Genomic DNA, 25,078 nt, shown 5'->3' on the forward strand with positions numbered 1-25,078 from the left:
TGCATATAATAGAACGTTTGTTTTGTTTTTTCTGCTATAAGCAACGAAAACTACCATTCTATTCTTTTTTTTCTTCCGCACCTAATTCTTTCGTATATGCACCTACTTCTAAATCAATTAATACCTTCTTACCTGGCTCAATTGTTTTTAAAATAAGCGGATAGGCTTCCATACGTTTTGCGAAATTTTGAATCGTAGTGCTCACTTCATAACCTTCATTCATATATAAAGTAAGATGATCTTCATTCGCATTCGTTGGAGAATAGCGAATCTCCGAAATAGATTTTAAAATAGCTGGTGTTAATTTTTCTAGTTCAGCGATTAACTCCTTCATTTTCTCTTCTTTAAAAGGTTCGAAAATCGGTGCTGCAACAGGAAGTTTTCCATTAGGTAGTACATCAAGTGTTTTTCCATTCTCTAATAACGGTTGTAATTTTCCCTCTTTATTTATATAACCAATCGTTAAATATTCTTCAATATGAACATCAATCTTGTTTGGAAAACGTTTTTTTACATTTACTGCTTTAATTTCTTTTCGCTTCGTTAAGTTTTCTTCAGCTTTATGTGCTGTCACTCGGAAATAACTTGTATCATATGTCACGCCTGAATCCTTCATTACTTGCTCATCCGCCATATAATGATTTCCAAACACACTAATCTTTTTTATATTACTAAGCGGAGACCGAAAATAAATTAAAAAGAGCACTAATAAAAATAAAATTGATATGTATAAAATCAATCGATGATTAACATTTTTTTTGTTTTTTTTCTTTTGATTTTTCAATTTTGGTACACGATCTTGTAGTTTAATCACTTTACTATTATTCATGTACGATCCCCCTATGTAACATAAAGAACGGCATGTTCCTCATGCCGTTCTTATCTTCTTATTATAACATAAATGATAATGAGCGGAACGAATAACCGTTATCTTCCAATGATTTCTACTTCTGTGTGCATATCTACATCAAATTTATCCTTAATTGTATGTTTTATTAATTCAATTAAGGACAATACATCTTGCGCTGAAGCTCCCCCGGTATTAACAATAAAATTGCCATGCATTTGAGAAATTTGAGCTCCACCAATCCTATAACCACGAAGCCCTGCTTTTTCTACTAAATCGCCTGCAAAATGTGGGATTGGATTCCGAAATATACTTCCTGCACACGGGTGATTCCATGGTTGCGTTTCACGGCGGTAATCTTTATTATTTTGCATGCTACGTACAATTTCTTCACGTTTTCCCGCCTGTAATTGAAACTCCGCCTCTAAAACAATACCAGGCCGTTTCGTTTGCAATACAGATGCCCGATAAGAAAACTCCAGTTCTTTATTCGTTAACCAGTCAATTGTACCGTCTTCAAACAGAATGAGAGCCTTCGATAATACACTCGATATATCCGATTTATGTGCACCTGCATTCATATATACTGCACCACCGACACTTCCTGGAATGCCGCTTGCAAACTCCAATCCAGCTAACCCTTGACGACTAAGTAAAGTTGACAATTTAATAAGAGAATATCCACTACCAACTCTTACCTTATGTTTTTCGACCTCTAAGTGATCTAATCCTTCTCCTAAACGAATAACAACACCTTCTATGCCTCGATCAGATACAAGAAGGTTTGAACCGCGCCCAATTACAGTCCACTTCGTTTTGTATTGCTTTACTAACTGTAATGTTTTTTCAATACCGGCTACATGCTTAGGCACAATTAAAATATCCGCTGGTCCACCTATTTTCATAGTTGTATAACGCGCTAACGACTCGTTAACTAAAACACGACCAACGTCTGCTTCTATAAGCTCATTTACTAATTGTTCCATAGACAATCTCCCCCATATTAAGTCTCCTTATGACAATAATATGCAGGGCGTTCACCTAACGTTATCCCTCTATTTACGGGCATTACAGCTCCTAAATCAAAATTCGGCGGTAACAAAGAAGTTAGGCGGTATCGGGATGCCAGTAAACATCCGATTAGTGAAAGGTAATAATCAACGAGAGAGAATCACTCCCCACTGATTAAAGCCTCACTTTATTTTTTTACAAGCTTATTCATTACTTCATACAGCTTATTTGCTGCATCTGGAATACCTAGTTTCTTAGCAGCTAGCTTCATATTTTGTAATGTTTGTGCATCCAATAAAATCTCATCAATATCACGAATAAGTGTTTCAGCTGTTAAATCTTTTTCAAGTAACATTTTTGCCGCTCCTTTATCAACAACTGAACGTGCATTCTTTTCCTGATGATTATTTGTTACGTACGGACTCGGTATTAACACACTTGGTTTTCCTAACGCTGTTAATTCTGCAAGTGTTGTTGCCCCAGCCCTTGAAACAACAAGGTCTACACCAGTTAGTACCTCTGGCATATTATGAATGAACGGCTTAATAATAACATTGTTCGGGTTCCCTTTTTGCTTCACGGCTTCCATCACTTTGTCATAATGTACTTCACCTGTTACATATAGTATTTCGTAGCTTTTGTTCCCAAACTGTTCAATTGCTTCAACGAAGGCATCGTTAATCGGTCTAGCCCCACGACTTCCACCAAATATAAGTACAGACTTTTTAGGAAGAGAAAGCCCAACTGAACGTTTCCCTTTCATTCCATTTTGATCCATTACCTCTGATGCTCGCGGATTACCTGTCATTACCACTTTTGACTCTGGAAAATGCTCTGTAGCTGCTTCAAAACAAACAGCAACTTTATCAACATAACGACTTAAAAATTTGTTCGTTACACCTGGTACACTATTTTGTTCATGTACAATAGTCGGAATACCTAATTTGGCTGCAGCGTATACAACTGGTCCACATACATATCCACCCGTTCCAATTACGATATCCGGATTAAAACGACGAATATATCGTTTACTATCCTGTACACCTTTTAGAAAACGCATTACTGTTTTCACATTATCTAATGATATTTTTCGTTTAAATCCGCTTATAACAATAGATTGAAATGGTATACCTGCTTTTGGAACGATTGTACTCTCTAGTCCATTTTCCGTACCAATATATAAAAATCTTGCTTCTGGATTTAACTTTTTTATTTCTCTAATTAAAGCAAGAGCTGGATAAATATGACCACCAGTACCCCCACCACTCACTAATACACGCACTACTAACTCCTCCGCTTCTCTTTTCTTATTTCCATTATATTTATTTCTATATACATATTGCATTTTTACACACATACGAAAAACCCTGTCTTATAAACAGGGTTTAGTAGCGAGAATGGCGACTTATATTTAATAATACACCTACTGCCATTAACATTAATGTCAAACTTGATCCACCATAACTTAAAAACGGCAAGGTAATACCCGTAACGGGCATCAGTCCTGTTACAACACCAACATTAATCATTACTTGAATCGCAATCATCGCCACAATACCTACTGCTAAAAACGTACCATATAAATCTGGCGCTCCTAATGCGATACGAATCCCGCGCCATAATAATAGACTAAATAATAATAACACAAATGAACCACCAATAAAACCTAATTCCTCGGATAAGATTGCAAATATAAAGTCAGTTTGTGGTTCAGGTAAATAAAGAAATTTTTGTCTACTTTGTCCAAGCCCAAGTCCAAATAATCCACCGGGTCCAATTGCGAGTAATGATTGGATAATTTGAAATCCACTTCCAAGCGGATCTGCCCACGGGTCTAAATATGATGTAATGCGCTTCATTCGATACGGTGCTGATGCGATTAACCCTACAAACCCTGCTACACCAAGCAAACCAAACATCGCAAAGTGAAAGACCCTCGCTCCCGAAATAAATATCATAATGATACATGTCCCAACCATTACCGTTCCTGTCCCAAGGTCTGGCTGTAACATAATCATCCCAAAAGCAAGAAACACAAAACTAAGAGCCGGTAATAAACCACGTTTAAAAGATGTAATCAATTTTTGCCGTTCCGCTAAAAACTTTGCCAAGAAAATAATCATCGCAAACTTCATAAATTCTGACGGTTGAATCGAAAATGCTCCGATCCCAATCCAACTTCGTGCTCCTCCTCGAACAAGACCTACTCCAGGAATAAGAACGAGAATAAGAAGAATGAAGCAAACTAGCAAAATTACTTTTGAATACGTACGCCACACCCAATAATCAATTTTCATAATAAAAAACATAGCTACTACACCAAGACCCGCAAACAGTAATTGTCTTTTGGCAAAAAAGAATGAGTCCCCCATTTTATAAGAGGCCCAAACTGCACTCGCACTATAAACCATAATCATTCCGATTGTCAACAATGAAAGTGTTACGATGATGAGAATAAAATCAGGCGTTTTCTTCATTACCCACAAACACCACCTCTTTAGGCAGAACCTTTTGCCCTATGTAACAAAACATCAGTAGGTGTTAGCCTACTGATGTTTTGATTTACTTTATATAAGTTTATGCACAGCTTGTATAAAAATGTCTCCTCTTTCTTCAAATGTTTTAAATTGATCCCAGCTTGCACACGCTGGAGAAAGAAGAACAACATCATCTTCTTTAGAATGAGCATAAGCTTTCACCACTGCTTCATCTAAAGTATCGACACTTTCAATTATATCTAATCCCGCTTTTTCTGCCGCTCTTACTAGTTTGGGAGCTGTTTGTCCAAATGTTACAATCGCTTTTACATTTTTGAAATACGGAATTAAATCATCGAATTCATTTCCGCGATCAAGCCCACCTGCTAGTAACACAATCGGTTGTGTAAACGCAGATAGTGCTTTCTCAGTCGCTAACATATTCGTTGCTTTTGAATCATTATAAAACTTACGGTTGTTAATCGTTGTTACATATTCTAAACGATGTTTTACACCAGTAAAACGTTTTAACACGACCGTAATTGCTTCATTAGAAGTACCTAATAATTTCGCAATACTCATCGCAGCTAAAATATTTTCTAGATTATGTTGACCAGGTAAAACGATATCACTTACTTCAACAACTTTTTCACCTTTGAAATAAAGAGCGTTATCTTTTATACACGCACCATCTTCAATTTCTTTCGTTGTCGAAAACAGGATTTTTTGACCTTTAGTATCCGCAGATAACTCCATCACATCTGCATCATCCGCATTTATTACACTATAATCGTTTTCTGTTTGGTTTTTAAAAACATTTGCTTTTGCTAAACCATATTCCTTCTTCGTCCCATGGTAATCTAAGTGGGCTTCAAATAAGTTTAAGAACGCTGCAATTTTAGGTTGGAACGATTCTACTCCCATCAATTGGAACGATGAAAGCTCTGTAACTACAACTTCATTTTCTTTTGCATCCTGTGCTACTTCACAAGCTACAGTTCCTATATTCCCTGCAATAACAGGATGCTTTTGCCCTTCTTTTAACATTTCAAATGTCAGCATTGTTGTCGTCGTTTTACCATTAGACCCTGTAATTCCAACAAATGGTGCTTTTGAAATACGATATGCTAATTCAACTTCCGTAACAATTGGAATTTCTTTTTCTTTCGCAGCAACTAATATTGGATTAGAATACGGGATTCCTGGATTTTTAACGACAAGAGAAATATTTCTCTCTAATAATTCTAAAGGATGGCCACCGCATACAACGTCCATTCCTTTTGCTTGTAATTCTGCAGCAAGTACATTGTCTGCTAAAGGCTTTCCGTCATTTACAATGACATTCGCCCCTAATTTTTGCAACAAAGTAGCTGCTGCATAACCACTCTTTGCAATGCCTAATACAAGAATATTTTTATTTTGAAATTCAGTTACAGTTTTCAATTACATCCACACCCCGATATAAATTCCTAACACAGCTAATAAAAATCCTACAGACCAAAACGTTACAACAACGCGCCATTCTGACCAACCACATAATTCATAATGGTGGTGTAATGGACTCATTTTAAAGACACGTTTTCCTGTTGTTTTAAACGAAATAACTTGAATAATAACAGATAAAGTTTCCATTACGAATACTCCACCAATAATTACAAGTAGTAATTCTTGTTTTAATAAAATTGCTACAGCTGCGATAGCTCCACCTAAAGCTAAGGAACCTGTATCCCCCATAAATACTTTTGCTGGATTCGCGTTGAATACTAAAAATCCCAGTACTGCTCCGACAACTGCCATACAGAATATCGCAACTCCAAATTGTTCTTGCGCTACTGCAATAATACTAAATGCTCCAAATGCAATAGCCGCTGTTCCTGATAATAAACCATCTAAACCATCAGTTAAGTTAACCGCATTCGAGCCACCGATTAGCATAAATAGCACAAGTACAAAATACGCCCAACCTAATTCAAACTTAACATCCGTACCTGGAATCATGATATATGTGTGAAATGCTTGCCCTTTTCCAATTAAAAAGAACGCAATAGCAATAACAAGCTGACCTACTAATTTTTGTTTTGATGTTAAACCAAGATTTCTCTTCTTAACTACCTTTATGTAGTCATCTAAAAATCCAATCAATCCATAACCAAATGTCACTAATAATAATAACGAAACCTCTGCACCTAAATGATTAAACTTAATCGCCATAATAAGTGAAGTGACCATCATAGATACATATATGACAATACCGCCCATTGTCGGTGTCCCTGATTTTTTTTGATGTGACTTTGGTCCCTCATCACGAATACTCTGTCCGAACTTTAATTTTCTTAAAAATGGAATAAACAATGGCGAAAGGGCAACAGAAATTAAGAATGCTACCCCAGCCGTTACTAATAAACCTTGCTCAAGCACATGTAGTCCTCCTCTCACGTTGTTACTCTTCGTTGTTTAAACGCCCTGTAATTGCTTCTTTCGCAACTTCACGATCATCAAAATAATGAACTTCTTTACCAATAATTTGATACGTTTCATGACCCTTACCAGCAATAATAATGATATCATCTGCTTTCACATTAGCGATCGCATGGTGTATCGCTTCTTTTCTATCAATAATCACTTCATAATTATTCCCACTTGCACCCTGTACCATATCATCTAAAATAGCCGCTGGATCTTCACTTCTTGGATTATCTGATGTATAAATTGCATGAGTTGCATATTTTGTTGCAACACTTGCCATTATCGGTCTCTTTGTTCGATCCCTATCGCCGCCACAACCAACGATACAATACACATCACCTTTTGCAAATTGTTTTGCAGTTTTTAATACATTTTCTAAACTATCCGGCGTATGCGCGTAATCAACAATAACTGTATAATTTTGTCCGCCATCAACAACTTCAAAACGTCCTGGAACCCCAGCTAGTTCTTTTATAACAGCAATGATTGTTTGTAATTTCACACCCGAAACAAGTCCTGCTGCTGTTGCTGCAAGTACGTTATATACATTGAATTTACCTATTAATTTCATCGTAACATTTACACTTTCATACGGTGTGACAAGCGTAAATGTAGTCCCGCCACTCGTCATAACGATATTTTTTGCCATAATGTCACTTGTTGTATCAATACCATATGTTACAACTGTTGCTGCAGTACTTCTCATATACTCTTCTGTTACATTATCATCGCTATTCAGCACAGCGTACTTTTCACGATTATGATTATAACTATTGCCAAGCTGTGCAAATAGTAACCCTTTTGCATGTTTATATTCTTCCATCGTTTTATGATAATCTAAATGATCTTGTGTTAAATTCGTAAACACCGCTACATCGTAATCACATCCGTGTACACGACCAAGATCTAACGCATGTGACGAAACTTCCATTACCGTGCTGTCCACACCTTGTTCAACCATTTTTGAAAACGTCTGTTGAAGTGTTAGTGCATCTGGTGTTGTATTTTTCACCTCAAATGTTTCATCACCGATTTTCATATTAATCGTCCCAATTAGCCCTGTTTTATGACCATGTGCTCGCATAATCTCATCCATAATATGCGATGTTGTTGTCTTTCCATTTGTACCTGTAATTCCGATTAAATGTAACTTGTGTGTCGGTTGACCATAAAAATAATCAGCTAAAACCGCTAACGAACGAAAAGTATTTTTCACAAGTACAACTGGAACGTCAACATCAATTGGTCTTTCCGCAACAATAGCAGCCGCTCCTTGTGCCGCTGCTTGCTTAGCAAAATCATGGCTATCAACCGTATATCCTTTCATACATACAAATAAGCTTCCTTCTTTCACTTTACGTGAATCAGCTTCTATAGATGTGATTTCTGGATTTTCTTTTGGAACAACTGGAAAATCATGCAAACATGATAAAAGTGTATGCAACTTCATTTCACTAAACCCTCTCTACATTGTTTATTTATCTTTTTTTCAGTAAGCAACACATTACCTCCTATATAAGGAGGTAAGTGCTACTGGCCTATTTATGAATGAGACACTTATTGTCTCACATTAAGTAACTGTTCTATAAAGAACTCACTTCCACCAATTGTACCATAAAACGTACTATGTTACCTTTAATTCCCGAAGTAAATTCTAATTTTTGAGCCTTCTTTTACTTTAGCTCCCGCTTCTGGTGATTGCTTAATTACTTTCTCTCCATCTCCACTTATATCAAGCTGCAAATCGACGAGTTGTGTTTGTAAGTCTTTCTTTTTCATTCCAATTAAATTCGGAACTTCCACAGTTGGTGTATCGCCCCATTTATATTCTTTCTCAACTTGTTCTTTTCTCGGTTTCACTCCCATAACAGGAAGAGCATCTCGAAGGATATTCCCGACAATTGGAGCTGCTACCACTCCACCAAACTGTGTAACCCCTTTTGGATTATCCACAGCAACATACACAACAATCTCTGGATCATCCGCTGGAGCAAATCCGATAAAAGATACAATATAATTATTCTCTAAATATTTACCATCTTTCACCTTTTGAGCAGTACCCGTTTTTCCACCTACACGATATCCATCAATATAAGCTCCTTTACCAGAACCTTTCGCTACAACATTCTCTAATGCATAACGAACTTTTTCTGAAGTTTCCTTGGAAATAACTTTTCTTTTCTCAACAGGTGTCTTTTTACTAACAACTTGATTATTTTTTGGATCAATAAACTCCTTAGCTATATACGGCTGATACAATGTTCCACCATTTACAGCCGCCGCTACAGCTGCTACTTGTTGAATTGGTGTAACAGAAACCCCTTGGCCGAATGAAGTTGTTGCTTGCTCTACTGGACCAACTTTATCTAAATTAAATAAAATCCCACTGCCTTCACCTTGCAAGTCAATTCCAGTCTTCTGCCCAAAACCAAAATTACGAATGTATTTAAATAATCGGTCTTTACCAAGGCGATCACCAAGTTCAATAAATCCCGGGTTACATGAGTTTTGAACGACTTCTAAAAACGTTTGACTGCCATGACCTCCTGCTTTCCAGCATTTCAATCTAGCTCCACCGACTTCAGCTGCTCCATCATCATAAAACGTATCCTTCTCTAAGTCTACTAAATTTTCATTCAATGCTGCAGCTAATGTAATGATCTTAAATGTTGAACCAGGCTCATACGTACTCCACACAGGTAGATTTCTGTTATACACTTCTGGAGAGACACTTTGAAAATCCGCTGGATCAAAACTCGGCCGACTAGACATACCTAAAATTTCACCATTTTTAGGATTCATTGCAATCGCAATCATACCGTCTGGATTATAAGTTGACTCCGCAATATTCATTTCTCTTTCCATAATCCTTGTAATACGCGCATCGATTGTTAATCCTAAATTTAAACCAGCTTCTGGTTTTTTGAAATCATCACCAACATTAGGCATCCTTTGTCCTTTCGCATCTGCAAAAAAACGCACATGACCTTTGTCCCCATTTAGCTCCTTATCATAATATTTTTCTAGTCCCATAAGACCTTGGTTATCGCTACCTGCAAAACCTAATACATGTGATAAAAAATTCCCAAATGGGTAGTACCGGATAGAATCCTCTGCGATATACACGCCCTTCAAACTTAAGCCTCGTACCTCTTTCGCTTTGTCATGTGATATTTTCCTTCCGCCTTTATCTAACCTTACAATCGATTCTTTTTTTGTAATCCTCTTATAAATCTCATCTTTTTCCACACCTAATACTGCAGCTAACTTCTCTGCAGTCTCTGCTGGTTTTTCAATTTGCCTCGGTACAACAAAGACAGTTGGAGCACTTTTATTCGTGGCAAGTTCCACACCATTTCGGTCTAAAATTTTCCCACGTTCGGGTTCAAAAGTAATATTACGACTCCATGAATCTTTCGCACGATCCGTTAACATATTCCCAAGAAAAAATTGCACATATCCAAGACGAATATCGATAATAGTGAAGATAAGTATACCTGATATAAGTATAAAAATAAGTCGTTTTCTAACTGTTACATTTGATACACGCATATCGGAACAAGCCTCCCTTACGCCTAGCTTGTTCCAATATATGCTTGTACTTATTTAATTAGAACTTCTTCTCTTTTACCATTACGGCTTTTCTGCTTCTTGTTGTGGTTCGAGTGGCGGTACGAGTGTGACACCTAATTCTGTACCAGGTTGTAATAATGTTCCTTCCGCCACACTTTGTTCTGTTACGTATCCTGTACCAGAAGGCTTCAAGTTAAGCTGTAATGTCTTCGCTAAATTCATAACATCACGCAGTGCCCATCCTTGTATATTTGGCATTGTAGGCTTATCTCCTACCAAGAAGACTCGGTCGCCTTTCAATGTTTGTTCAGTCGCTTTTGGTACTTGTTGCTGTACTTTCCCTTCACCTAATACGATTGGACGAAGTTTTGCTTTATCAATTGCTTTCCCCGCTTCAGCCATCGTTTTACCAGTTACATCTGGAACAGTAGTTTGTTGCTCTTTCAGATGTTTTTTCGGATCTTTCACTTCATTTGGCTTAATCTTTAAATACTCTAAACTATTTTTTGTTACATATTTAAAAATATCAGCTAAAGGCTGTGCACCGTTCTCATCATCTTTTAATTTCGGCTGTTTTACAGCTACATAAACAACAAGTTGTGGGTCGTCCATTGGTGCCATACCTAAGAATGAGAATATATAATTCTGTCTTCCTGTCATATAGCCGCCTTTTCCATCCGGAATTTGCGCTGTACCTGTTTTACCACCAACTGAATATCCATCAATTTTATAAGCTGTCCCTGTACCTTTCGGAGATGTAACAACACGTTCTAATAACTGTCTTACTTGCGCTGCTGTTTCCTTTGTAACAGGTTTTCCTACTTCTTCTGGCTTATGTTCTAATTTTACTTTCCCTGTTATCGGATCTACAATTTTATCAATTGCATAAGGTTTCATCATTTTCCCATCATTTGCAATAGCTGTTGCAGCTTGTACAAGCTGAATTGGTGTTACAGTGGAACCTTGTCCAAAAGCTGTTGTCACTTGTTGTATTTGCTGATCAAATAAAATTGTATTCGATCCTTCACCTGATAAATCAATGTTCGTTTTTTCATCTAATCCAAAACTATGAATATATTTTCGGAAACGTTCTGGACCAAGTTTTTGATCTCCTAAAATTGCAAACGCTACGTTTGAAGAACGTTCTACCCCTTCATCAAACGTGATAGAGCCCCAACCAGCACCGCCGTTATGATCTTTTATTTTCCTATTTCCGACTTGATATGTCCCGGACTGATAATAATCTTGCCCTTTGTACACACCTTCATTAATAGCTGCCGCTAACGTGAAAATTTTCATTGTTGATCCAGGTTCAAATGCATTGGCAATTGCGTCATTGAAGAAATATTTAATTTGACGATCATTAGGGTCATAACTAGGTTTAGTAGACGTCGCTAATATTTTTCCAGTTTTCGGATCTGCAACAATCCCTATTAAACTTTCTGGTTCATATTGCTTACTTGCTGCTTTCATCGCGTCTTCTAAATAACTTTGGACACGGTGATCAATTGTTAAATACGCGTTATCTCCATTTTTAGGTGCCTTTACATTAACTTTTCCACCATCAAGAGACACACCTTTACGGTCACCTGTATATGCTACTTCTCCGTTAGAAGCACTTAAATATTTATCCAAGCTTTTCTCTATGCCAAATTGACCTACCGAGGTTCCATTCTCATTTGGTTTTGCATGACCTATAACGTAAGATGCGAAATCACCGTTTGGATACACCCTTGCATTTTCTGTAATAAAAGATATTCCCGGCAACTTCAACGCTTCTATTTGTTCCTTCTTTTCTTTCGTCAAATCCTTACCTAACGTTCCAAATTCGACTTGACTTCTACCTTCCTTATTTAAAGAAGCTAAAATATCCTCTTCGCCTTTTCCAAGTACTCCTGCAATTTTCTTTGCAGTATCTTCTTTATTCTCAACAGAGTTAGCACCTTTTAGGGCGGCTACTATTTTATAAGAGTTTGCGTCTTGCGCTAACACATGACCGTTTTGATCATAAATGGTTCCTCTGTTCGCTTCAAGAACTCCTGTTTTACTATGCTTTTGTTTAGCAAGTGCATCTAAATCTTGATTATGAACTGTTCCTGTTGATTGTATGTAAAAAAATCGGGCTAATAACAGCAAAAAGAGCAGGAGGAAAAATATCATAAAATAACCTGCTCCCTTATTGGTATGAAATTTAGTCATATTCTTCTTCATCGTTCCTTCACACCTATTGCCTTATTTGAGGCCTTTCACATTATTCGCATTAATTTCTAGCCCGTGTTTTTTTGCAACTTCAGCGATTCGTTCATAGCGACTTAACTTCTCTACTTCAGCTTGTAATTCTTGATTTTCTTTTTGCTGCTGTACAATTTTTTCTTCTATCGTCGCTGCTTCTACATTAACTTGATAAAGGCCTGCTTTATTTCCAATAAACGCGACACAGGCATACAATAAAAAGCCAATAAACGCTACATACAACAGTTTTTCGATTCTTGTAATTTTCGCTTTAACTTTCGGCTTAACCATCTGCTGTGGGGGCGTTTGAATTTGCACCTCTTCTTGCGCTTGTTGTTTGTACTTTACAGCTAAATTAGTCATACCTCTCTCTCCCTTTTATCGTTTTTCAGCGATTCTCAACTTCGCAGAACGCGCACGATTATTTTCTTCTAGCTCTATATCAGAAGGTAAAATCGGTTTTCTTGTAATAAGCTTTAATTTTGGCTTAAATTCATCAGGAATAATCGGTAATCCTGGCGGCAATTGTGCCGTTGTACTATTTCGCTTAAACGTTGTTTTACAAATACGATCTTCTAATGAATGGAATGTTATAACACTAACTCTTCCACCTGGCTTAACCATCTCAATAGCAGATTCCAATGCTTCTTCAAATACTTTTAATTCATCATTTACAGCTATACGAATTGCCTGAAACACTCGCTTAGCAGGATGCCCACCAGTTCTACGAGCAGGAGCCGGAATACCTTCTTTAATTAGCTCTACTAATTCTCCTGTCGTTTCAATAGCTTTATTCTCACGATAAGCTTCAATTTTTCTTGCAATTTGTTTTGAAAATTTCTCTTCACCGTATTGGAAGAAAATCCTTACAAGTTGTTCATATGACCAACTATTTACAACATCATATGCTGTTAATGGGGCATCTTGATCCATCCGCATATCTAACGGTGCATCATGATGATAACTAAAGCCTCGCTCTGGTGTATCTAATTGTGGGGATGAAACACCTAAATCAAATAAAATACCGTCTACTTCTGTTATACCTATTTCCTGCAGTTTTTCAGCTAAATAGCGGAAGTTACTCTTTACTGTTATAAACTGTTCACCGTATGAAGAGAACTTTTCTTTCGCGTTTTGAATCGCTATCTCATCTTGATCAAACGCTATTAATTTTCCACCTTCAGTTAATTGGGATAATAAATAAGAACTATGTCCTCCTCCCCCCAGTGTACAATCTACATATGTACCATCTGGCTTTATATCTAAGCCGTCTACTGTTTCCTTTAAAAGCACTGTTACGTGTTTAAACATTGTTGCACCTACTCTTTTTCCAATTAATTATGTTGAATGTATCCCTTCCTCTAAACACATCTTTCACGCTTAGAGAATGAAATAATACGAAAGAACGACTCATTTAACTTACCAATAAAGGCAACATACTATACAAATCGCTATTTTCTTTTATTATATACTAAATTTTATCATCTTTTGCGGGAATTTAAATAAAAAACTGTCGAAAAAGCGAATAATACGTTTACATTTTGTGCTATTTTGTCATATATTTAAGTATCCAACACAATTATCACATCTATTTTTTTGATTGATAATTCAGAAAAAAATCACTTCACAGTAAATTCAACGGAATAAAAATAAAATCCTGCTCCAAGGAGCAAGATTTTATAGTTTTATAACATGATGTTTTCCGTCCCAAGAAAAAGGGTTTTCCATTACACGATCAACGAAATCCAAACCAAACTGATTTAAATAATAACATACATTCCACACACGTTCTTGCGGCGCACCTAATGGACGAAGTGCGAATTGTATACGGCGAAATTTATTTAGCTGAACCTCATACTTTTTCTCAACATTTCTTTTCAACATTCTTTCCAGCAGTTCAATTTGTTCATTAATTTTCAATTCGTTTTTCCCTGCAAACGCACTTAACCCCGGCTCTATTTTCTTTACAAATTGCTGTAAAGATGTATGAATATCGGCAATTTCTTTTTTCGCCTTTTCAAAATGATTATCAATCGGTTCCTCTATTTGATTAGACAACCAGTTTTCACGCAGTTTATCGACATCATTTAAAAACGGATCACTTTCTCTCAATTGCAGATCGAATAAATCTGTCGCTATACATCTCTCCACATAAGTAATTGTAAGACGAGGAACGACAGGTGGCATTTGAAAACCGACAGTATGGAATACTTGTTGTAATTCACTCCAATAAGCTAATTCCCCTGGACCTCCAATAAATGCGAGCGTAGGAAATACATACTCTTGCATAAGAGGACGTGTTACAACATTATTACTAAAACGTGCCGGATTTCTCTCCATCTCTTCAATCAACTCTTCGTATGAAAATGAATGCGCCCCATCCTTTCCAACAAACTTACCTTGATGCTCTTCAAGCAATACTCGTTCATTATCTATTTCCATAAATATATGCACTGCATGAGACTTCGTTTCAATAATCGGTTTGTATCCTAGTTCTTTAATTACTTCCTGCTGATTACGAAGGCCCTCTTGTACCTCTTTATACTTACTTATAATTCGCTTAAAAAATGGAATTTCTAACTTTCTTAATTCAGGATGATGTGAATCAACAAGGATTAAACCAGAATTAGCAAAGATTTTCGTAATAAGATGAGCAAAGAAATCTACATACGTATTCGATTTTTCCAAAGCATCATCAACAAATTTTAATACATCCTTTGTAAAATTTGTTTCTGGATATGTTTTAAAAATCTCTTCAATCCAATTTCTACAATCTTCAACAGAAAGTTCAGACTCAGAAGCACTCGCCTTTTTCGGATTACGATCATAAAAAATAGTTTTTTTCATCTTTTTATTTTTCGCTAAAAAAGTATGGTTAATCTCATCCATATCATGGTCTTCACCCGCAATCCAGAAGACAGGGACAACTTTCACCCCTAAACTTTCTTCTTTTTCCTTTGCAAGCTTTAAAATTGAAATAACTTTATGAATTGTATAAAGCGGTCCAGTTAATAACCCCGCTTGTTGTCCAGCTATTACAACATATGTATTTTCATCTCCAAGCGCTTTTACATTTTGAAGTGTAGATTCTCCCGCTTGTAATTTTGTATTATATTCTAATAAATGCGCTACTACATCTTGGCGGAAAAACTCCCTTTCACGCAAATCATGTAAACGCTGTTTAAAAGCATCTTCTGTTAACATATAATCAAAACATGACTGTATCTCTTTTTTACCGTTCATATAGTCCGCTACAACACCTTGTTGCGGAACAGAGATTTCTTTTATCTCCATATAATTCTTCCTTTCGTATCCAGTTCTCTCACCAATCCACATTGTAGTCAATGTTTCACGTAAAAGCAAAGAATAACACTTATACTCTTGTTTCTAACCCTTTTATTGCATCGAACAAAAATTGAAGTGTCGGAACTGGTCGTTGCTGTTTCTTAGCCTCTTCTAATACATATCCAACAATCGCATTAATTTCCGTCTGTCTATTCGCTCTTACATCGGCTAGCATAGAGGATGTATTACGAGACGTTCCTTCACACACATTGCGTACCATTTGCCATACCATCTCTTTTTCTCCTCTAATAAGAAAGGCGACCTCCTGAAACACTTGCTCCATCATTTGATAAAAAAAACGATTCTTGGTTAATTCACCATTCTTAACTCCCAATAATGCCGTCAACGGATTGATACATACATTTACCACTAATTTTTTATGCATAATCTCTTTCCAATCCGTTTCTATTTGAACTGGAAAATAAGACACGGGAAAAGAATGGAATACACTTTCGAAATGTATAGATTGACCACAAACCACTCCAAATTTCGTTACCCCAACTCCAGTATGATGAACGATATGCCCTCCCTCTTTTTTCGCACCATGTTCTACAATACCAACAGCTATATTTTCACACCCTATGTTCAGCATCTTTTGAAGGTGTGACATTCCGTTTTGCAAAAAGATTAATGATGCTGCCCCTTCCACAAACGGTAGTATGTCATCTATATGATATTGCTTCACAGCAATAAATATATAATCTAAATTTTGCGCTACCATACTTTCTATCGGTAAAACAGATGGATATACTGTTTCACATGTTCTATCTCTAATACAAGTTACACCTGTTTCATTTAACTCTTCAGCCTGCTTAGCTGTTCTTGTAAACAACGTAACATTTTGGTTACTTTTTTGTAAATAAAATGTATACAATAGACCAATAGCACCTGGTCCGACAATTCCAATTTTCATTTTCACACAAGGGATTCACATTAAGCGCCCTTGCCGCCCCCCTTTTTTTATATCTTTTTAAAGTACATGAGCACGCCCTATAATTTCGTTGTCCTCTGCCAAACAAATACACTCTCATTTTTCACTACGTATATACTGCCTATTAATACACTTATACTCTTAGTTTAGCAAATCCTCAAAAAAATAATAAAAGAAATATACTATCTTCTTCATAAAAATAAAAAAATGAGTTATACTATTATTGTAAATATTTTTACTTTTCTGCATTCAACGAGATAAGAAAAGGATGTGATGTAATGGGATTCCCAAAAGTTGAGCGCTTGCTCATCAATTATAAAACGTTAGATGAATTTAAAAAATTTAAAGGGTGCGGAGCCCAAGAACTATCTATGCTGGAAGAATTGCAAGCAAACATTATTGAAAACGACAGTGAATCTCCATTTTACGGTATTTATTATGGCGGATCACTAATTGCACGTATGAGTCTATATATGAAAAGAAACGGCGGAGAACCATTCGAAATTACAGGTCCTTACCTAGAACTTTATAAACTTGAAGTATTACCAACTTTTCAAAAACAAGGATTCGGGCAAATGCTTGTAAATCATGCGAAACAAATGCAATTTCCTATTAAAACGATAGCGCGTATTCATTCATCTGGTTTTTGGGATAAATTAAGTTTCAACCCCGTATCAGTAACTGATGGAGATTTTTATATTTGGCATCCAGAAACAAATTTGAATGCGGTTACAAACGAAGAATCGGCTTAATAAATAAATAAAAAAAACAGCTGTATAACAGCTGTTTTTTATTTCTTAAGCTTCTCTAACTTTTCATTCGAGCGAGCGTTGTTTCTTTCCACTACCATTACACTTCTTTTTTGATCGATATAATCAAGTAATGTTCTATACTCTTCCTCATATACTGATAATCGCTCCAGAAGACGCTCTCTTTCTGTTTGTAATGATTCAACTTGTTGTTGCAACACCGTTAAAGAGTTTTCATCTTTATAATTTTGCAAGAAGTCAATAACATCATTCAACGTAATTGACGTAGGTTCTAACACCTTCGTCTCTTTCACTTCATAATTTTCTACTTTACGAAGTTGCTTTGCTTCCTCAATACGTTCTTTATATTGCTTTCTTACGTAAGAATTCCATCTAAATCCACATGCTGCTGGTGTACGTGATAAATTTTTTCCCACTTCCTTAAAGGCAGAAAGTTGTGTTCCACCTTCTCGAATATGCCGGAGTACTACTTCTGCCAGAAGCAAATCTTCATCATCAGTCCAAGCATCTTGTCTTGTTGTCGCCATCTCTCTAGTCCTCCCTATGCATTTTTTATTAAGCATATGCAGTTACTAGAAAAGATAGAATACAACAACTAAAGATTAAGACAAAAAAAAATAAACGCAGAAGATATCTTCTGCGTTTATTTTCCCGCAATTACTTGCTGATTACTTCTTTACCTTTGTAAGTACCGCATGCTTTACATACACGGTGAGCTAATTTCGCTTCACCACAGCTTGGGCACTCTACCATACCAGGTACTGATAATTTGAAATGCGTACGACGCTTTCTTTTTACTGTTTTAGAAGTTCTTCTAAAAGGTACAGCCATTCTTCCCACCTCCTTAAAAGAAATAGTTATTTTCATATGAAGGCCTGAACCAGTCTTCCGATTATTTGTCAAAAAACTTTGCAAGTCCTGCCAATCTTGGATCAACAGTCTTTTCTTTGTCTTCTTCCGAAATCACTTGCCAGTCTTGACCTTGCGTCGGTGCTCCACCAGAAACATCATCACTGAAAATTTGCATTGGAATCTCCAAAAGTATATTTTCCTTGATTACGGGCAGTAAGTCAAGTACTTCTCCTTCTAAAGAATGAATTTCAGCTTCAGTTTCAAATTCTTCTTGTGAAGTTTGGAACACCTCAGTTGTTTTAATGTCAAATGGTAATGTCACATCTACTAAAGAGCGAGAACATGGTAAAACCATGCTTCCAGTTATATGTAGATGAAACGTAAACTTACCGGAGCCAAAATCAACTCTTCCCATTACATGCACAGGATTAATTTCACGAATATCTTTCTCGACCTCTTTTAGCTCACTTACATCTACCATCTCATCCAATGTCAATCCTTTATTTCTCAATTTATTCAATTGATGGATGGACCATTTCATATCATATCACCTCAAGGCAACAAACAAAATTATAGCTAGCCATTTTATATTTGTCAATGTTTTTTCTTTACACTATAATGAAGTCATCATAGTAAATAATATATAGAGTATCACGTTTTTCAAAAAGATGCTACATCGAAAGGAGAGATTACCATAAAAGCTGGTGGTATTGTTGTTGAATATAACCCTTTTCATAACGGTCATCTTTATCATGTGCAACAGACAAAAAAGTTAACACAATCCGATATAATAATTGCCGTTATGAGTGGTCCTTTTTTACAGCGTGGTGAGCCCGCACTCATTTCCAAATGGTATCGCACTAAAATGGCCTTAGCAAACGGCGTAGACCTTGTTGTAGAGCTTCCATACGTCTTTGCAACACAAAAGGCTGAAACCTTCGCAAATGGTGCTATTTCCATTTTAAATGCCCTACGTGTTTCTGAAATTTGTTTCGGTAGTGAGGATGGACAAATCAAAAACTTTTATAATACCATCTCCGTACAAAAAAACGAAGAAGAGACTTTTAACTGCCTTGTAAAACAATTCATGGACGCTGGTAATAGTTATGCAAAAGCAACATCAGATGCTTTCTCACACATTTTAACATCCGAAAACAACATTGATATGTCACAACCAAATAATATTTTAGGCTTCCAATATATGAAAGCAATTCTGTCACAGAATAGTTCTATACAAGCTCAAACTATACAAAGATTTGCCTCTCATTATCATGATGAAACATTTAATGACCAATATATTGCAAGCGCGACAAGCATCCGAAAACAACTCTTTAGCGAAGAAGGATCATTTACAACAATTGAACCTTTTCTCCCACAGTCAACCACTTCGCTTTTAGCAAATTACAAACAAAACTACGGGATATTACATAATTGGGAACAATACTTTTCATTTTTTAAATATAAACTCATGACGATGTCTCCAGGGGACTTACGACATATATATGAAATAGAAGAAGGTTTAGAGCATCGTATTTTATCAAAAATACAAAACAGTTCCTCCTTCTATTCATTCATGGAAGCATTAAAAACAAAACGTTATACATGGACTAGATTACAAAGAGCTTGTACACACATTTTAACAAACACAACAAAAGAGGAAATACGTAGCGCAAATATAGAACAACACGCACCATATATCCGCCTGTTAGGCATGTCACAAAAAGGACAAACTTATCTTTCAAAAAACAAGAAAAAAATCGAACTTCCAATCCTTACTCATACAAAAACATTTGACCATGCCGCTTTAGATATAGAGAAAAAAGCAAACTCTGTATATTTCTCCATCATGCACGAACCGTTACGCACGCAACTATTAAAACAGGATATAACACACCATCCTATTCGCTATGATGAAACAACTACAAAATTCCTATAAAAAAACCTCTCTATTTCAGAGAGGTTTTTTCCTTATCCATCTTTTCTAAATATGTTAACGCATCATCCAGCGTATCCACTGGTATAATTTTCATTTTTGTTTTAATATCCTTTGCAGTCTCAAGTGCATCTTTATAGTTCGATTTCTCCGCACCTTTTTCATTTGGCGCAAAGAACACTTCAGCCCCGGCATCGCTAGCAGCCACCACTTTTTGATTTATACCACCAATTGGGCCCACTTCTCCTTTTTCATTAATTGTACCTGTTCCAGCTATCTCATGTCCTTTTGTTAAGTCTTCTTCCACAAGTTGATTATATATTTCTAATGTAAACATTAAACCTGCGGATGGTCCACCAATTTCATGAGAATTAATTTTCACTTTCGGATCGACCACTAATTCTCTTTCCGTAACGATAGAAACACCTATACCGACACGTCCATTTCCATTAGGAATCGTCTTTACATTTAAATTTTCTTTCAATTGTTTTCCATTTCTCATGTACTCAATACTTACAGCATCGCTTTCTTTTTTCCCAGTCATATATTCAATAAATTGCTCCGTCTTTTCAAATGTTTTTCCGTCAACAGCTATAATAACATCACCAAGCTTAAGCTTTCCTTCTGACGGCATTCCTTTTGCCACACCAGCAACTAATACACCTTTATTTTCAAAAGAAACAGAGCGATTTGCACGTTTATATGCATTATAAATTGCGGCATTTTGTGAATCTTTCATCGCATAATTTTGGCGAAATTGATATTCTTCATCACTCTCACCTTTTTGCAATATTTCTTCCGCTTTCGAAATATGTGTATATTTATTAAACTGTGCCGCTATTAAATTCACCACATTTGCTGGCCCCATTGAAACCGTAACAAGCATAAAATCACCAGATTCTTTCGTTCCACCCTCAACTTGAACGTAAGGCTCTAATTTGGCAGCCATTCCTGGTTTTGTTACATAATACGGTAAACGTACGTAAACAAGTAACATCGCCAATATAACCCCTATTAAGATTGCATATATAAACCGAAAACGCTTAAACATTATGTTTCTCCTTCCACTGCTCAATTAATAAATAAATATTTGAAACATGTTTTTCCGCTTCTACTTCTCCAACTCGAATAATGTCTTCAATGTTCGTAAAAGCACGTGAACTAAATTGCTCTACAGCTGGTCGCATCATTAAATCCGATGCAATTTGCCGATTCATTACAAGCTCATGCTGCATAATTTCAATACTTTGCATGATTACGTCATAAATGGACGTAACATCTCCATTCACCTTAATTGGAGATACATCAACAGCGATAACAATATCGGCCCCTAACTCTTTCACAACCGATACTGGGATGCGATCAATAACTCCACCATCCACTAATAATCGTCCATCTATTTTTTCTGGTACAAACACTCCAGGAACAGATATGCTAGCCCTCACCGCATCTGCAACTGGCCCACTTGTAAAAACCACTTTTTCCCCCTTCAGTATGTCAGTAGCCACAACAGCCGTCGGGATATCTAACTCTTCTAAATTTTTATTATATGTAAACATTTTAATCATATCTTTGACACGTTTTCCAGCAATAAATCCCATTTTTGGTACCGTGAAATCTAAATAATACTTCCGCTTAAAAACAGATGCCAATTTATACAATCTTTCAACGTTACTACTTGCCGCATAAAACGTACCTATTAGCGCCCCCATACTACTTCCTGCAATCATATGAATAGGGATATCCGCTTCCCTTAAAACCTTTATTACACCAATATGAGCAAACCCTTTCGCTCCTCCAGACCCAAGCGCTAAACCAATCTTTGGTTCTTTCATTTTTCTCACCCTTTAATTTTTTTCATTCCTTTTTCATACTTATGGTCTAAATTCACTACGTATCCACGTATACTGAAATGAACGTTTTTTGGGACAAAGGGGGATTTACTTACATGTATGAAAAATGGAAAACCGCTTTCCTTACCATATCAACGCTATTTTTAACCTTTTCTCTTGTACTCCACCCCCAAGCCGCTTTGCAAGCTTCTATTCGCGGGTTAAATATATGGTGGGAAGTTGTATTCCCTTCACTACTACCGTTTTTCATCATTGCAGAACTTCTAATTAGTATCGGTGTTGTAAAATTTATTGGCGTTATATTAGAACCACTCATGCGCCCACTTTTTCGCGTTCCAGGGATAGGTGGATTTGTTTGGGCCATGGGAATGGCTTCTGGTTTCCCTGCAGGCGCCAAATTAAGCGCTAGACTACGAAAAAGCAATCTTTTAACTCAGATTGAAGCGGAGCGCCTCGTTTCTTTCACAAATTCTTCTAATCCACTTTTTATTTTCGGTGCTGTGTCTATCGGTTTTTTTAATAATCCGAAATTAGGAATTATATTAGCGGCTGCCCATTATTTCAGTAACTTTGCCGTCGGATTAATTATGCGTTTTTACGGACATAATACCGCTTACAAAAATAATACACACACTACAAAAAAACGCCGCTTTCAAAACCCTTTTTTAATTCTTCACGAGACGCGCTTACAAGAAAAAAGGCCAATCGGTAAATTACTTGGGGATGCTATCGTTTCTTCTATTCAAACATTACTTATGATTGGCGGATTTATTATTTTATTCTCTGTGTTAAATAAAATGATTACTGTATTCCACATTACAGCAGCTCTTTCTTTTATTATGCAACATATTTTATCATTCTTCCAACTAAGTACGGATTTTAGTATACCTATATTATCAGGTATTTTCGAAATGACACTCGGAAGCCAAATGATTAGTCAAATAAATGAAACACCGCTCTTACAACAAGCTATGGTAACAAGCTTCATTTTAGCATTTAGCGGTCTTTCTATTCAGGCACAAGTTGCTAGCATATTAGCTGAAACAGATATCCGATTTAAACCCTATTTTTTCGCACGAATTATTCAAAGTATTCTTGCCCCTATTTTTACATTTGTATTTTGGACACCATTTTATGAGAAAGTGAGTTCTTTCTCACCTATACCAAAAGATATTCCTGTATTTTTATCCAAGCATCCTTCTATACTACATGAAATTTGGACATCTTTTATACATTACGGACCAATTTTTACATTATTTTGTCTATACTTATATATTATTTTATTATTTTTGCGCACGTATAAAGAAAAACCCCGTTCACTTTAACGGGGTTTGAAACTTTTCTTTTAAAGCACGCTCCACAATAGGAGGTACAAGATCTACTACACTTCCTCCATACCTCGCAACTTCTTTCACAATACTCGAGCTTAAAAATGAATATTGGTTGTTTGTCATAATAAAAAATGTTTCAATATTTTCATCTAATTTTCGATTCATAGAAGTAATTTGCATCTCATATTCAAAATCAGAAACTGCTCGTAAACCACGTAATATTGCATTTGCATTACGCATTTTTGCATACTCTACTAACAGCCCACTATGCGAATCTACTTTTACATTCGGGATATCCTTTGTCGCTTCTCGAATTAGTTCTAATCGCTCTTCAACTGAAAAGAATGGTTTTTTTGATGAATTGTTTAAAACGACTACGTACACCTCATCAAATACTTTTGCTCCCCTTTTAATAATATCCAGATGCCCAAGGGTAATTGGATCAAAACTTCCTGAAGAAATAGCTATACTTGTCATTCTGTCCCCTCACCTTCATACTTATAAATCGATATTGCAGTAATCCCATAATTCTCAGCTCGTACTTTCACAAGCCTGCCTATTGAATTAGGTAAAACCACATCATTACCATGCTCTGCCATAATTAATCCATCACTATGCAGCAATCCATGTTGATCCATTACACTAATTAAAGATACAATTTTTTGCTCTTTATATGGAGGATCTATTAATATAAGATCGAATGACATTTCACGTTTTATTAGCGCCTTTACTGCACGTTCCGCATCATTTCGATATACTTCAGCTTGTTCCTGTATTCTACAACTTTCTAAATTTTGATGAATTACTTTTATCGCTTTACTATCCCTATCAACAAAAATCGCTTTATCGATCCCTCTGCTCAAAGCCTCAATTCCAAGACCACCACTACCACCAAATAAATCAAGGGCAATACCACCATCAAAATAAGGACCTATCATATTAAAAATAGATTCTTTTACTTTATCTGTCGTTGGACGTGTTGTATTACCAGGAACCGCTTTAAGTGGGTGTCCTTTACATTTTCCTGAAACTACTCTCATCTGTTGTCACTACCTTTATTTCAATCTATCGAGCGATTATACAAAGCCATTCCCACTTCGGTAACCGTTAACAAATTACATTCACCTAAATATCGGAAAACTCACCATCAAATAACCGCTCATTATTTTTATGTATTCATCTCATCATTCACTAATATGAATCCAATATGTATATTAGTTCCACTTTATCTTTTTTATCCTATCACAAAATAAAAAAAAGAAAAATAAAAAGCCCAACATAAAATTTAATTTCATTATGTATATCTTCATTTAGATTGGACATAAATAATTATAACAACATCACCTTCGATGTTGTTGCCAACCGCGGAGAAGACTTACGTTTCCCCATAAGTTCTTCCTCCGGTTTCTCCTCTCCCTTTTCCTTCTTACTAGTACATGCTAGTATAAGAAGGGCCC

General features: G+C 36.2%; 23 protein-coding genes. 3 read left to right on the forward strand and 20 right to left on the reverse strand.

The window, feature by feature from the left end:
- Positions 1 to 58: 58 nt before the first annotated feature.
- The 13 genes from divIB to panE all read right to left on the reverse strand — a co-directional run bounded on the left by divIB (position 59) and on the right by panE (position 16,864).
- Entirely contained in the window at positions 59 to 829 is a 771-nt protein-coding gene (gene divIB / locus NZ044_RS19215) for a cell division protein DivIB (protein WP_098505696.1), read from the reverse strand.
- A 98-nt stretch (positions 830 to 927) separates the two neighbouring features.
- Positions 928 to 1,833 carry a UDP-N-acetylmuramate dehydrogenase gene (murB, locus tag NZ044_RS19220; RefSeq protein WP_000437031.1) on the reverse strand — a complete coding sequence of 302 codons (906 nt, stop codon included), beginning with the start codon at positions 1,831 to 1,833 and terminating at the stop codon, positions 928 to 930.
- Between the two features lie 212 nt (positions 1,834 to 2,045).
- Positions 2,046 to 3,140, reverse strand: a complete 1,095-nt coding sequence (murG, locus tag NZ044_RS19225; protein ID WP_014894899.1) for an undecaprenyldiphospho-muramoylpentapeptide beta-N-acetylglucosaminyltransferase — start codon at positions 3,138 to 3,140, stop codon at positions 2,046 to 2,048.
- 103 nt (positions 3,141 to 3,243) lie between these two features.
- A complete protein-coding gene (gene spoVE / locus NZ044_RS19230) occupies positions 3,244 to 4,335 on the reverse strand; it encodes a stage V sporulation protein E (RefSeq protein ID WP_000753521.1) in 1,092 nt (363 codons plus the stop codon).
- Between the two features lie 90 nt (positions 4,336 to 4,425).
- Positions 4,426 to 5,778 carry a UDP-N-acetylmuramoyl-L-alanine--D-glutamate ligase gene (murD, locus tag NZ044_RS19235; RefSeq protein WP_000860096.1) on the reverse strand — a complete coding sequence of 451 codons (1,353 nt, stop codon included), beginning with the start codon at positions 5,776 to 5,778 and terminating at the stop codon, positions 4,426 to 4,428.
- Positions 5,779 to 6,753, reverse strand: coding sequence for a phospho-N-acetylmuramoyl-pentapeptide-transferase (gene mraY, locus NZ044_RS19240; RefSeq protein ID WP_000893058.1), 975 nt, complete (start codon positions 6,751 to 6,753; stop codon positions 5,779 to 5,781). It lies immediately after the preceding gene.
- Positions 6,754 to 6,775: 22 nt separating this feature from the next.
- The gene (murE, locus tag NZ044_RS19245) at positions 6,776 to 8,251 is read right to left on the reverse strand and encodes a UDP-N-acetylmuramoyl-L-alanyl-D-glutamate--2,6-diaminopimelate ligase (RefSeq protein ID WP_098505695.1); all 1,476 of its coding nucleotides are present in this window, start codon (positions 8,249 to 8,251) and stop codon (positions 6,776 to 6,778) included.
- A 185-nt stretch (positions 8,252 to 8,436) separates the two neighbouring features.
- Positions 8,437 to 10,353: a stage V sporulation protein D gene (locus NZ044_RS19250; protein ID WP_001266235.1), complete on the reverse strand. Its 1,917-nt coding sequence runs from the start codon at positions 10,351 to 10,353 to the stop codon at positions 8,437 to 8,439.
- A gap of 81 nt (positions 10,354 to 10,434) precedes the next feature.
- Positions 10,435 to 12,585 (reverse strand): penicillin-binding protein, encoded by a 2,151-nt coding sequence (locus NZ044_RS19255; RefSeq protein WP_000739962.1) that lies wholly within the window; start codon positions 12,583 to 12,585, stop codon positions 10,435 to 10,437.
- A gap of 21 nt (positions 12,586 to 12,606) precedes the next feature.
- Complete coding sequence (gene ftsL / locus NZ044_RS19260; RefSeq protein WP_000182806.1) at positions 12,607 to 12,969, reverse strand: cell division protein FtsL; 363 nt, start codon at positions 12,967 to 12,969, stop codon at positions 12,607 to 12,609.
- Positions 12,970 to 12,984: 15 nt separating this feature from the next.
- Positions 12,985 to 13,917, reverse strand: a complete 933-nt coding sequence (rsmH, locus tag NZ044_RS19265; RefSeq protein ID WP_098505694.1) for a 16S rRNA (cytosine(1402)-N(4))-methyltransferase RsmH — start codon at positions 13,915 to 13,917, stop codon at positions 12,985 to 12,987.
- Positions 13,918 to 14,283: 366 nt separating this feature from the next.
- On the reverse strand, positions 14,284 to 15,900 hold the full coding sequence (gene bshC, locus NZ044_RS19270) for a bacillithiol biosynthesis cysteine-adding enzyme BshC (protein WP_000403044.1): 1,617 nt from the start codon (positions 15,898 to 15,900) through the stop codon (positions 14,284 to 14,286).
- Between the two features lie 79 nt (positions 15,901 to 15,979).
- Positions 15,980 to 16,864: a 2-dehydropantoate 2-reductase gene (gene panE, locus NZ044_RS19275; RefSeq protein WP_002082267.1), complete on the reverse strand. Its 885-nt coding sequence runs from the start codon at positions 16,862 to 16,864 to the stop codon at positions 15,980 to 15,982.
- A 296-nt stretch (positions 16,865 to 17,160) separates the two neighbouring features.
- On the opposite strand from panE, the gene NZ044_RS19280 reads away from it, so the two are divergent.
- Positions 17,161 to 17,634, forward strand: a complete 474-nt coding sequence (locus tag NZ044_RS19280; protein ID WP_000506698.1) for an N-acetyltransferase — start codon at positions 17,161 to 17,163, stop codon at positions 17,632 to 17,634.
- Positions 17,635 to 17,672: 38 nt separating this feature from the next.
- Here the strand turns inward: NZ044_RS19280 and NZ044_RS19285 are convergent, their stop codons facing one another.
- The 3 genes from NZ044_RS19285 to NZ044_RS19295 all read right to left on the reverse strand — a co-directional run bounded on the left by NZ044_RS19285 (position 17,673) and on the right by NZ044_RS19295 (position 19,045).
- Positions 17,673 to 18,179 (reverse strand): RsfA family transcriptional regulator, encoded by a 507-nt coding sequence (locus tag NZ044_RS19285; protein ID WP_000246470.1) that lies wholly within the window; start codon positions 18,177 to 18,179, stop codon positions 17,673 to 17,675.
- A gap of 130 nt (positions 18,180 to 18,309) precedes the next feature.
- Complete coding sequence (rpmF, locus tag NZ044_RS19290) at positions 18,310 to 18,483, reverse strand: 50S ribosomal protein L32 (RefSeq protein ID WP_001984764.1); 174 nt, start codon at positions 18,481 to 18,483, stop codon at positions 18,310 to 18,312.
- Positions 18,484 to 18,544: 61 nt separating this feature from the next.
- Positions 18,545 to 19,045: a YceD family protein gene (locus tag NZ044_RS19295; RefSeq protein ID WP_000872137.1), complete on the reverse strand. Its 501-nt coding sequence runs from the start codon at positions 19,043 to 19,045 to the stop codon at positions 18,545 to 18,547.
- Between the two features lie 213 nt (positions 19,046 to 19,258).
- On the opposite strand from NZ044_RS19295, the gene NZ044_RS19300 reads away from it, so the two are divergent.
- On the forward strand, positions 19,259 to 20,440 hold the full coding sequence (locus NZ044_RS19300) for a nucleotidyltransferase (protein ID WP_229144984.1): 1,182 nt from the start codon (positions 19,259 to 19,261) through the stop codon (positions 20,438 to 20,440).
- A 10-nt stretch (positions 20,441 to 20,450) separates the two neighbouring features.
- Here the strand turns inward: NZ044_RS19300 and NZ044_RS19305 are convergent, their stop codons facing one another.
- Both NZ044_RS19305 and NZ044_RS19310 read right to left on the reverse strand, forming a co-directional pair.
- Positions 20,451 to 21,488 (reverse strand): SepM family pheromone-processing serine protease, encoded by a 1,038-nt coding sequence (locus NZ044_RS19305; protein ID WP_000476296.1) that lies wholly within the window; start codon positions 21,486 to 21,488, stop codon positions 20,451 to 20,453.
- Positions 21,481 to 22,272 (reverse strand): patatin-like phospholipase family protein, encoded by a 792-nt coding sequence (locus tag NZ044_RS19310; RefSeq protein ID WP_000662584.1) that lies wholly within the window; start codon positions 22,270 to 22,272, stop codon positions 21,481 to 21,483. Before NZ044_RS19310 ends, NZ044_RS19305 begins: the two co-directional genes overlap by 8 nt.
- 113 nt (positions 22,273 to 22,385) lie before the next feature.
- On the opposite strand from NZ044_RS19310, the gene ylbJ reads away from it, so the two are divergent.
- Positions 22,386 to 23,615, forward strand: a complete 1,230-nt coding sequence (ylbJ, locus tag NZ044_RS19315; RefSeq protein ID WP_000273087.1) for a sporulation integral membrane protein YlbJ — start codon at positions 22,386 to 22,388, stop codon at positions 23,613 to 23,615.
- Here the strand turns inward: ylbJ and coaD are convergent.
- Positions 23,607 to 24,098 (reverse strand): pantetheine-phosphate adenylyltransferase, encoded by a 492-nt coding sequence (gene coaD, locus NZ044_RS19320; protein ID WP_000200601.1) that lies wholly within the window; start codon positions 24,096 to 24,098, stop codon positions 23,607 to 23,609. The genes ylbJ and coaD overlap by 9 nt on opposite strands.
- Positions 24,095 to 24,661 carry a 16S rRNA (guanine(966)-N(2))-methyltransferase RsmD gene (gene rsmD, locus NZ044_RS19325; protein WP_001266977.1) on the reverse strand — a complete coding sequence of 189 codons (567 nt, stop codon included), beginning with the start codon at positions 24,659 to 24,661 and terminating at the stop codon, positions 24,095 to 24,097. Before rsmD ends, coaD begins: the two co-directional genes overlap by 4 nt.
- Positions 24,662 to 25,078 lie beyond the last annotated feature (417 nt).

The organism is Bacillus sp. FSL K6-1338 (genome assembly GCF_038006965.1).
Classification (GTDB): Bacteria; Bacillota; Bacilli; order Bacillales; family Bacillaceae_G; genus Bacillus_A; species Bacillus_A thuringiensis_S.

Excerpts from the sequence above, each read along its gene's own strand:
- NZ044_RS19310 (WP_000662584.1), bottom strand. The coding sequence starts at position 22,272 with ATGAAAGAACCAAAGATTGGTTTAGCGCTTGGGTCTGGAGGAGCGAAA.
- murB (WP_000437031.1), bottom strand. The coding sequence starts at position 1,833 with ATGGAACAATTAGTAAATGAGCTTATAGAAGCAGACGTTGGTCGTGTT.
- NZ044_RS19255 (WP_000739962.1), bottom strand. The coding sequence starts at position 12,585 with ATGAAGAAGAATATGACTAAATTTCATACCAATAAGGGAGCAGGTTAT.
- NZ044_RS19250 (WP_001266235.1), bottom strand. The coding sequence starts at position 10,353 with ATGCGTGTATCAAATGTAACAGTTAGAAAACGACTTATTTTTATACTT.
- coaD (WP_000200601.1), bottom strand. The coding sequence starts at position 24,098 with ATGACAAGTATAGCTATTTCTTCAGGAAGTTTTGATCCAATTACCCTT.
- murE (WP_098505695.1), bottom strand. The coding sequence starts at position 8,251 with ATGAAGTTGCATACACTTTTATCATGTTTGCATGATTTTCCAGTTGTT.
- NZ044_RS19305 (WP_000476296.1), bottom strand. The coding sequence starts at position 21,488 with ATGTTTAAGCGTTTTCGGTTTATATATGCAATCTTAATAGGGGTTATA.
- ftsL (WP_000182806.1), bottom strand. The coding sequence starts at position 12,969 with ATGACTAATTTAGCTGTAAAGTACAAACAACAAGCGCAAGAAGAGGTG.
- NZ044_RS19285 (WP_000246470.1), bottom strand. The coding sequence starts at position 18,179 with ATGGCGACAACAAGACAAGATGCTTGGACTGATGATGAAGATTTGCTT.
- rpmF (WP_001984764.1), bottom strand. The coding sequence starts at position 18,483 with ATGGCTGTACCTTTTAGAAGAACTTCTAAAACAGTAAAAAGAAAGCGT.
- bshC (WP_000403044.1), bottom strand. The coding sequence starts at position 15,900 with ATGGAGATAAAAGAAATCTCTGTTCCGCAACAAGGTGTTGTAGCGGAC.
- ylbJ (WP_000273087.1), top strand. The coding sequence starts at position 22,386 with ATGTATGAAAAATGGAAAACCGCTTTCCTTACCATATCAACGCTATTT.
- NZ044_RS19295 (WP_000872137.1), bottom strand. The coding sequence starts at position 19,045 with ATGAAATGGTCCATCCATCAATTGAATAAATTGAGAAATAAAGGATTG.
- panE (WP_002082267.1), bottom strand. The coding sequence starts at position 16,864 with ATGAAAATTGGAATTGTCGGACCAGGTGCTATTGGTCTATTGTATACA.
- rsmD (WP_001266977.1), bottom strand. The coding sequence starts at position 24,661 with ATGAGAGTAGTTTCAGGAAAATGTAAAGGACACCCACTTAAAGCGGTT.
- rsmH (WP_098505694.1), bottom strand. The coding sequence starts at position 13,917 with ATGTTTAAACACGTAACAGTGCTTTTAAAGGAAACAGTAGACGGCTTA.
- divIB (WP_098505696.1), bottom strand. The coding sequence starts at position 829 with ATGAATAATAGTAAAGTGATTAAACTACAAGATCGTGTACCAAAATTG.
- NZ044_RS19280 (WP_000506698.1), top strand. The coding sequence starts at position 17,161 with ATGGGATTCCCAAAAGTTGAGCGCTTGCTCATCAATTATAAAACGTTA.
- spoVE (WP_000753521.1), bottom strand. The coding sequence starts at position 4,335 with ATGAAGAAAACGCCTGATTTTATTCTCATCATCGTAACACTTTCATTG.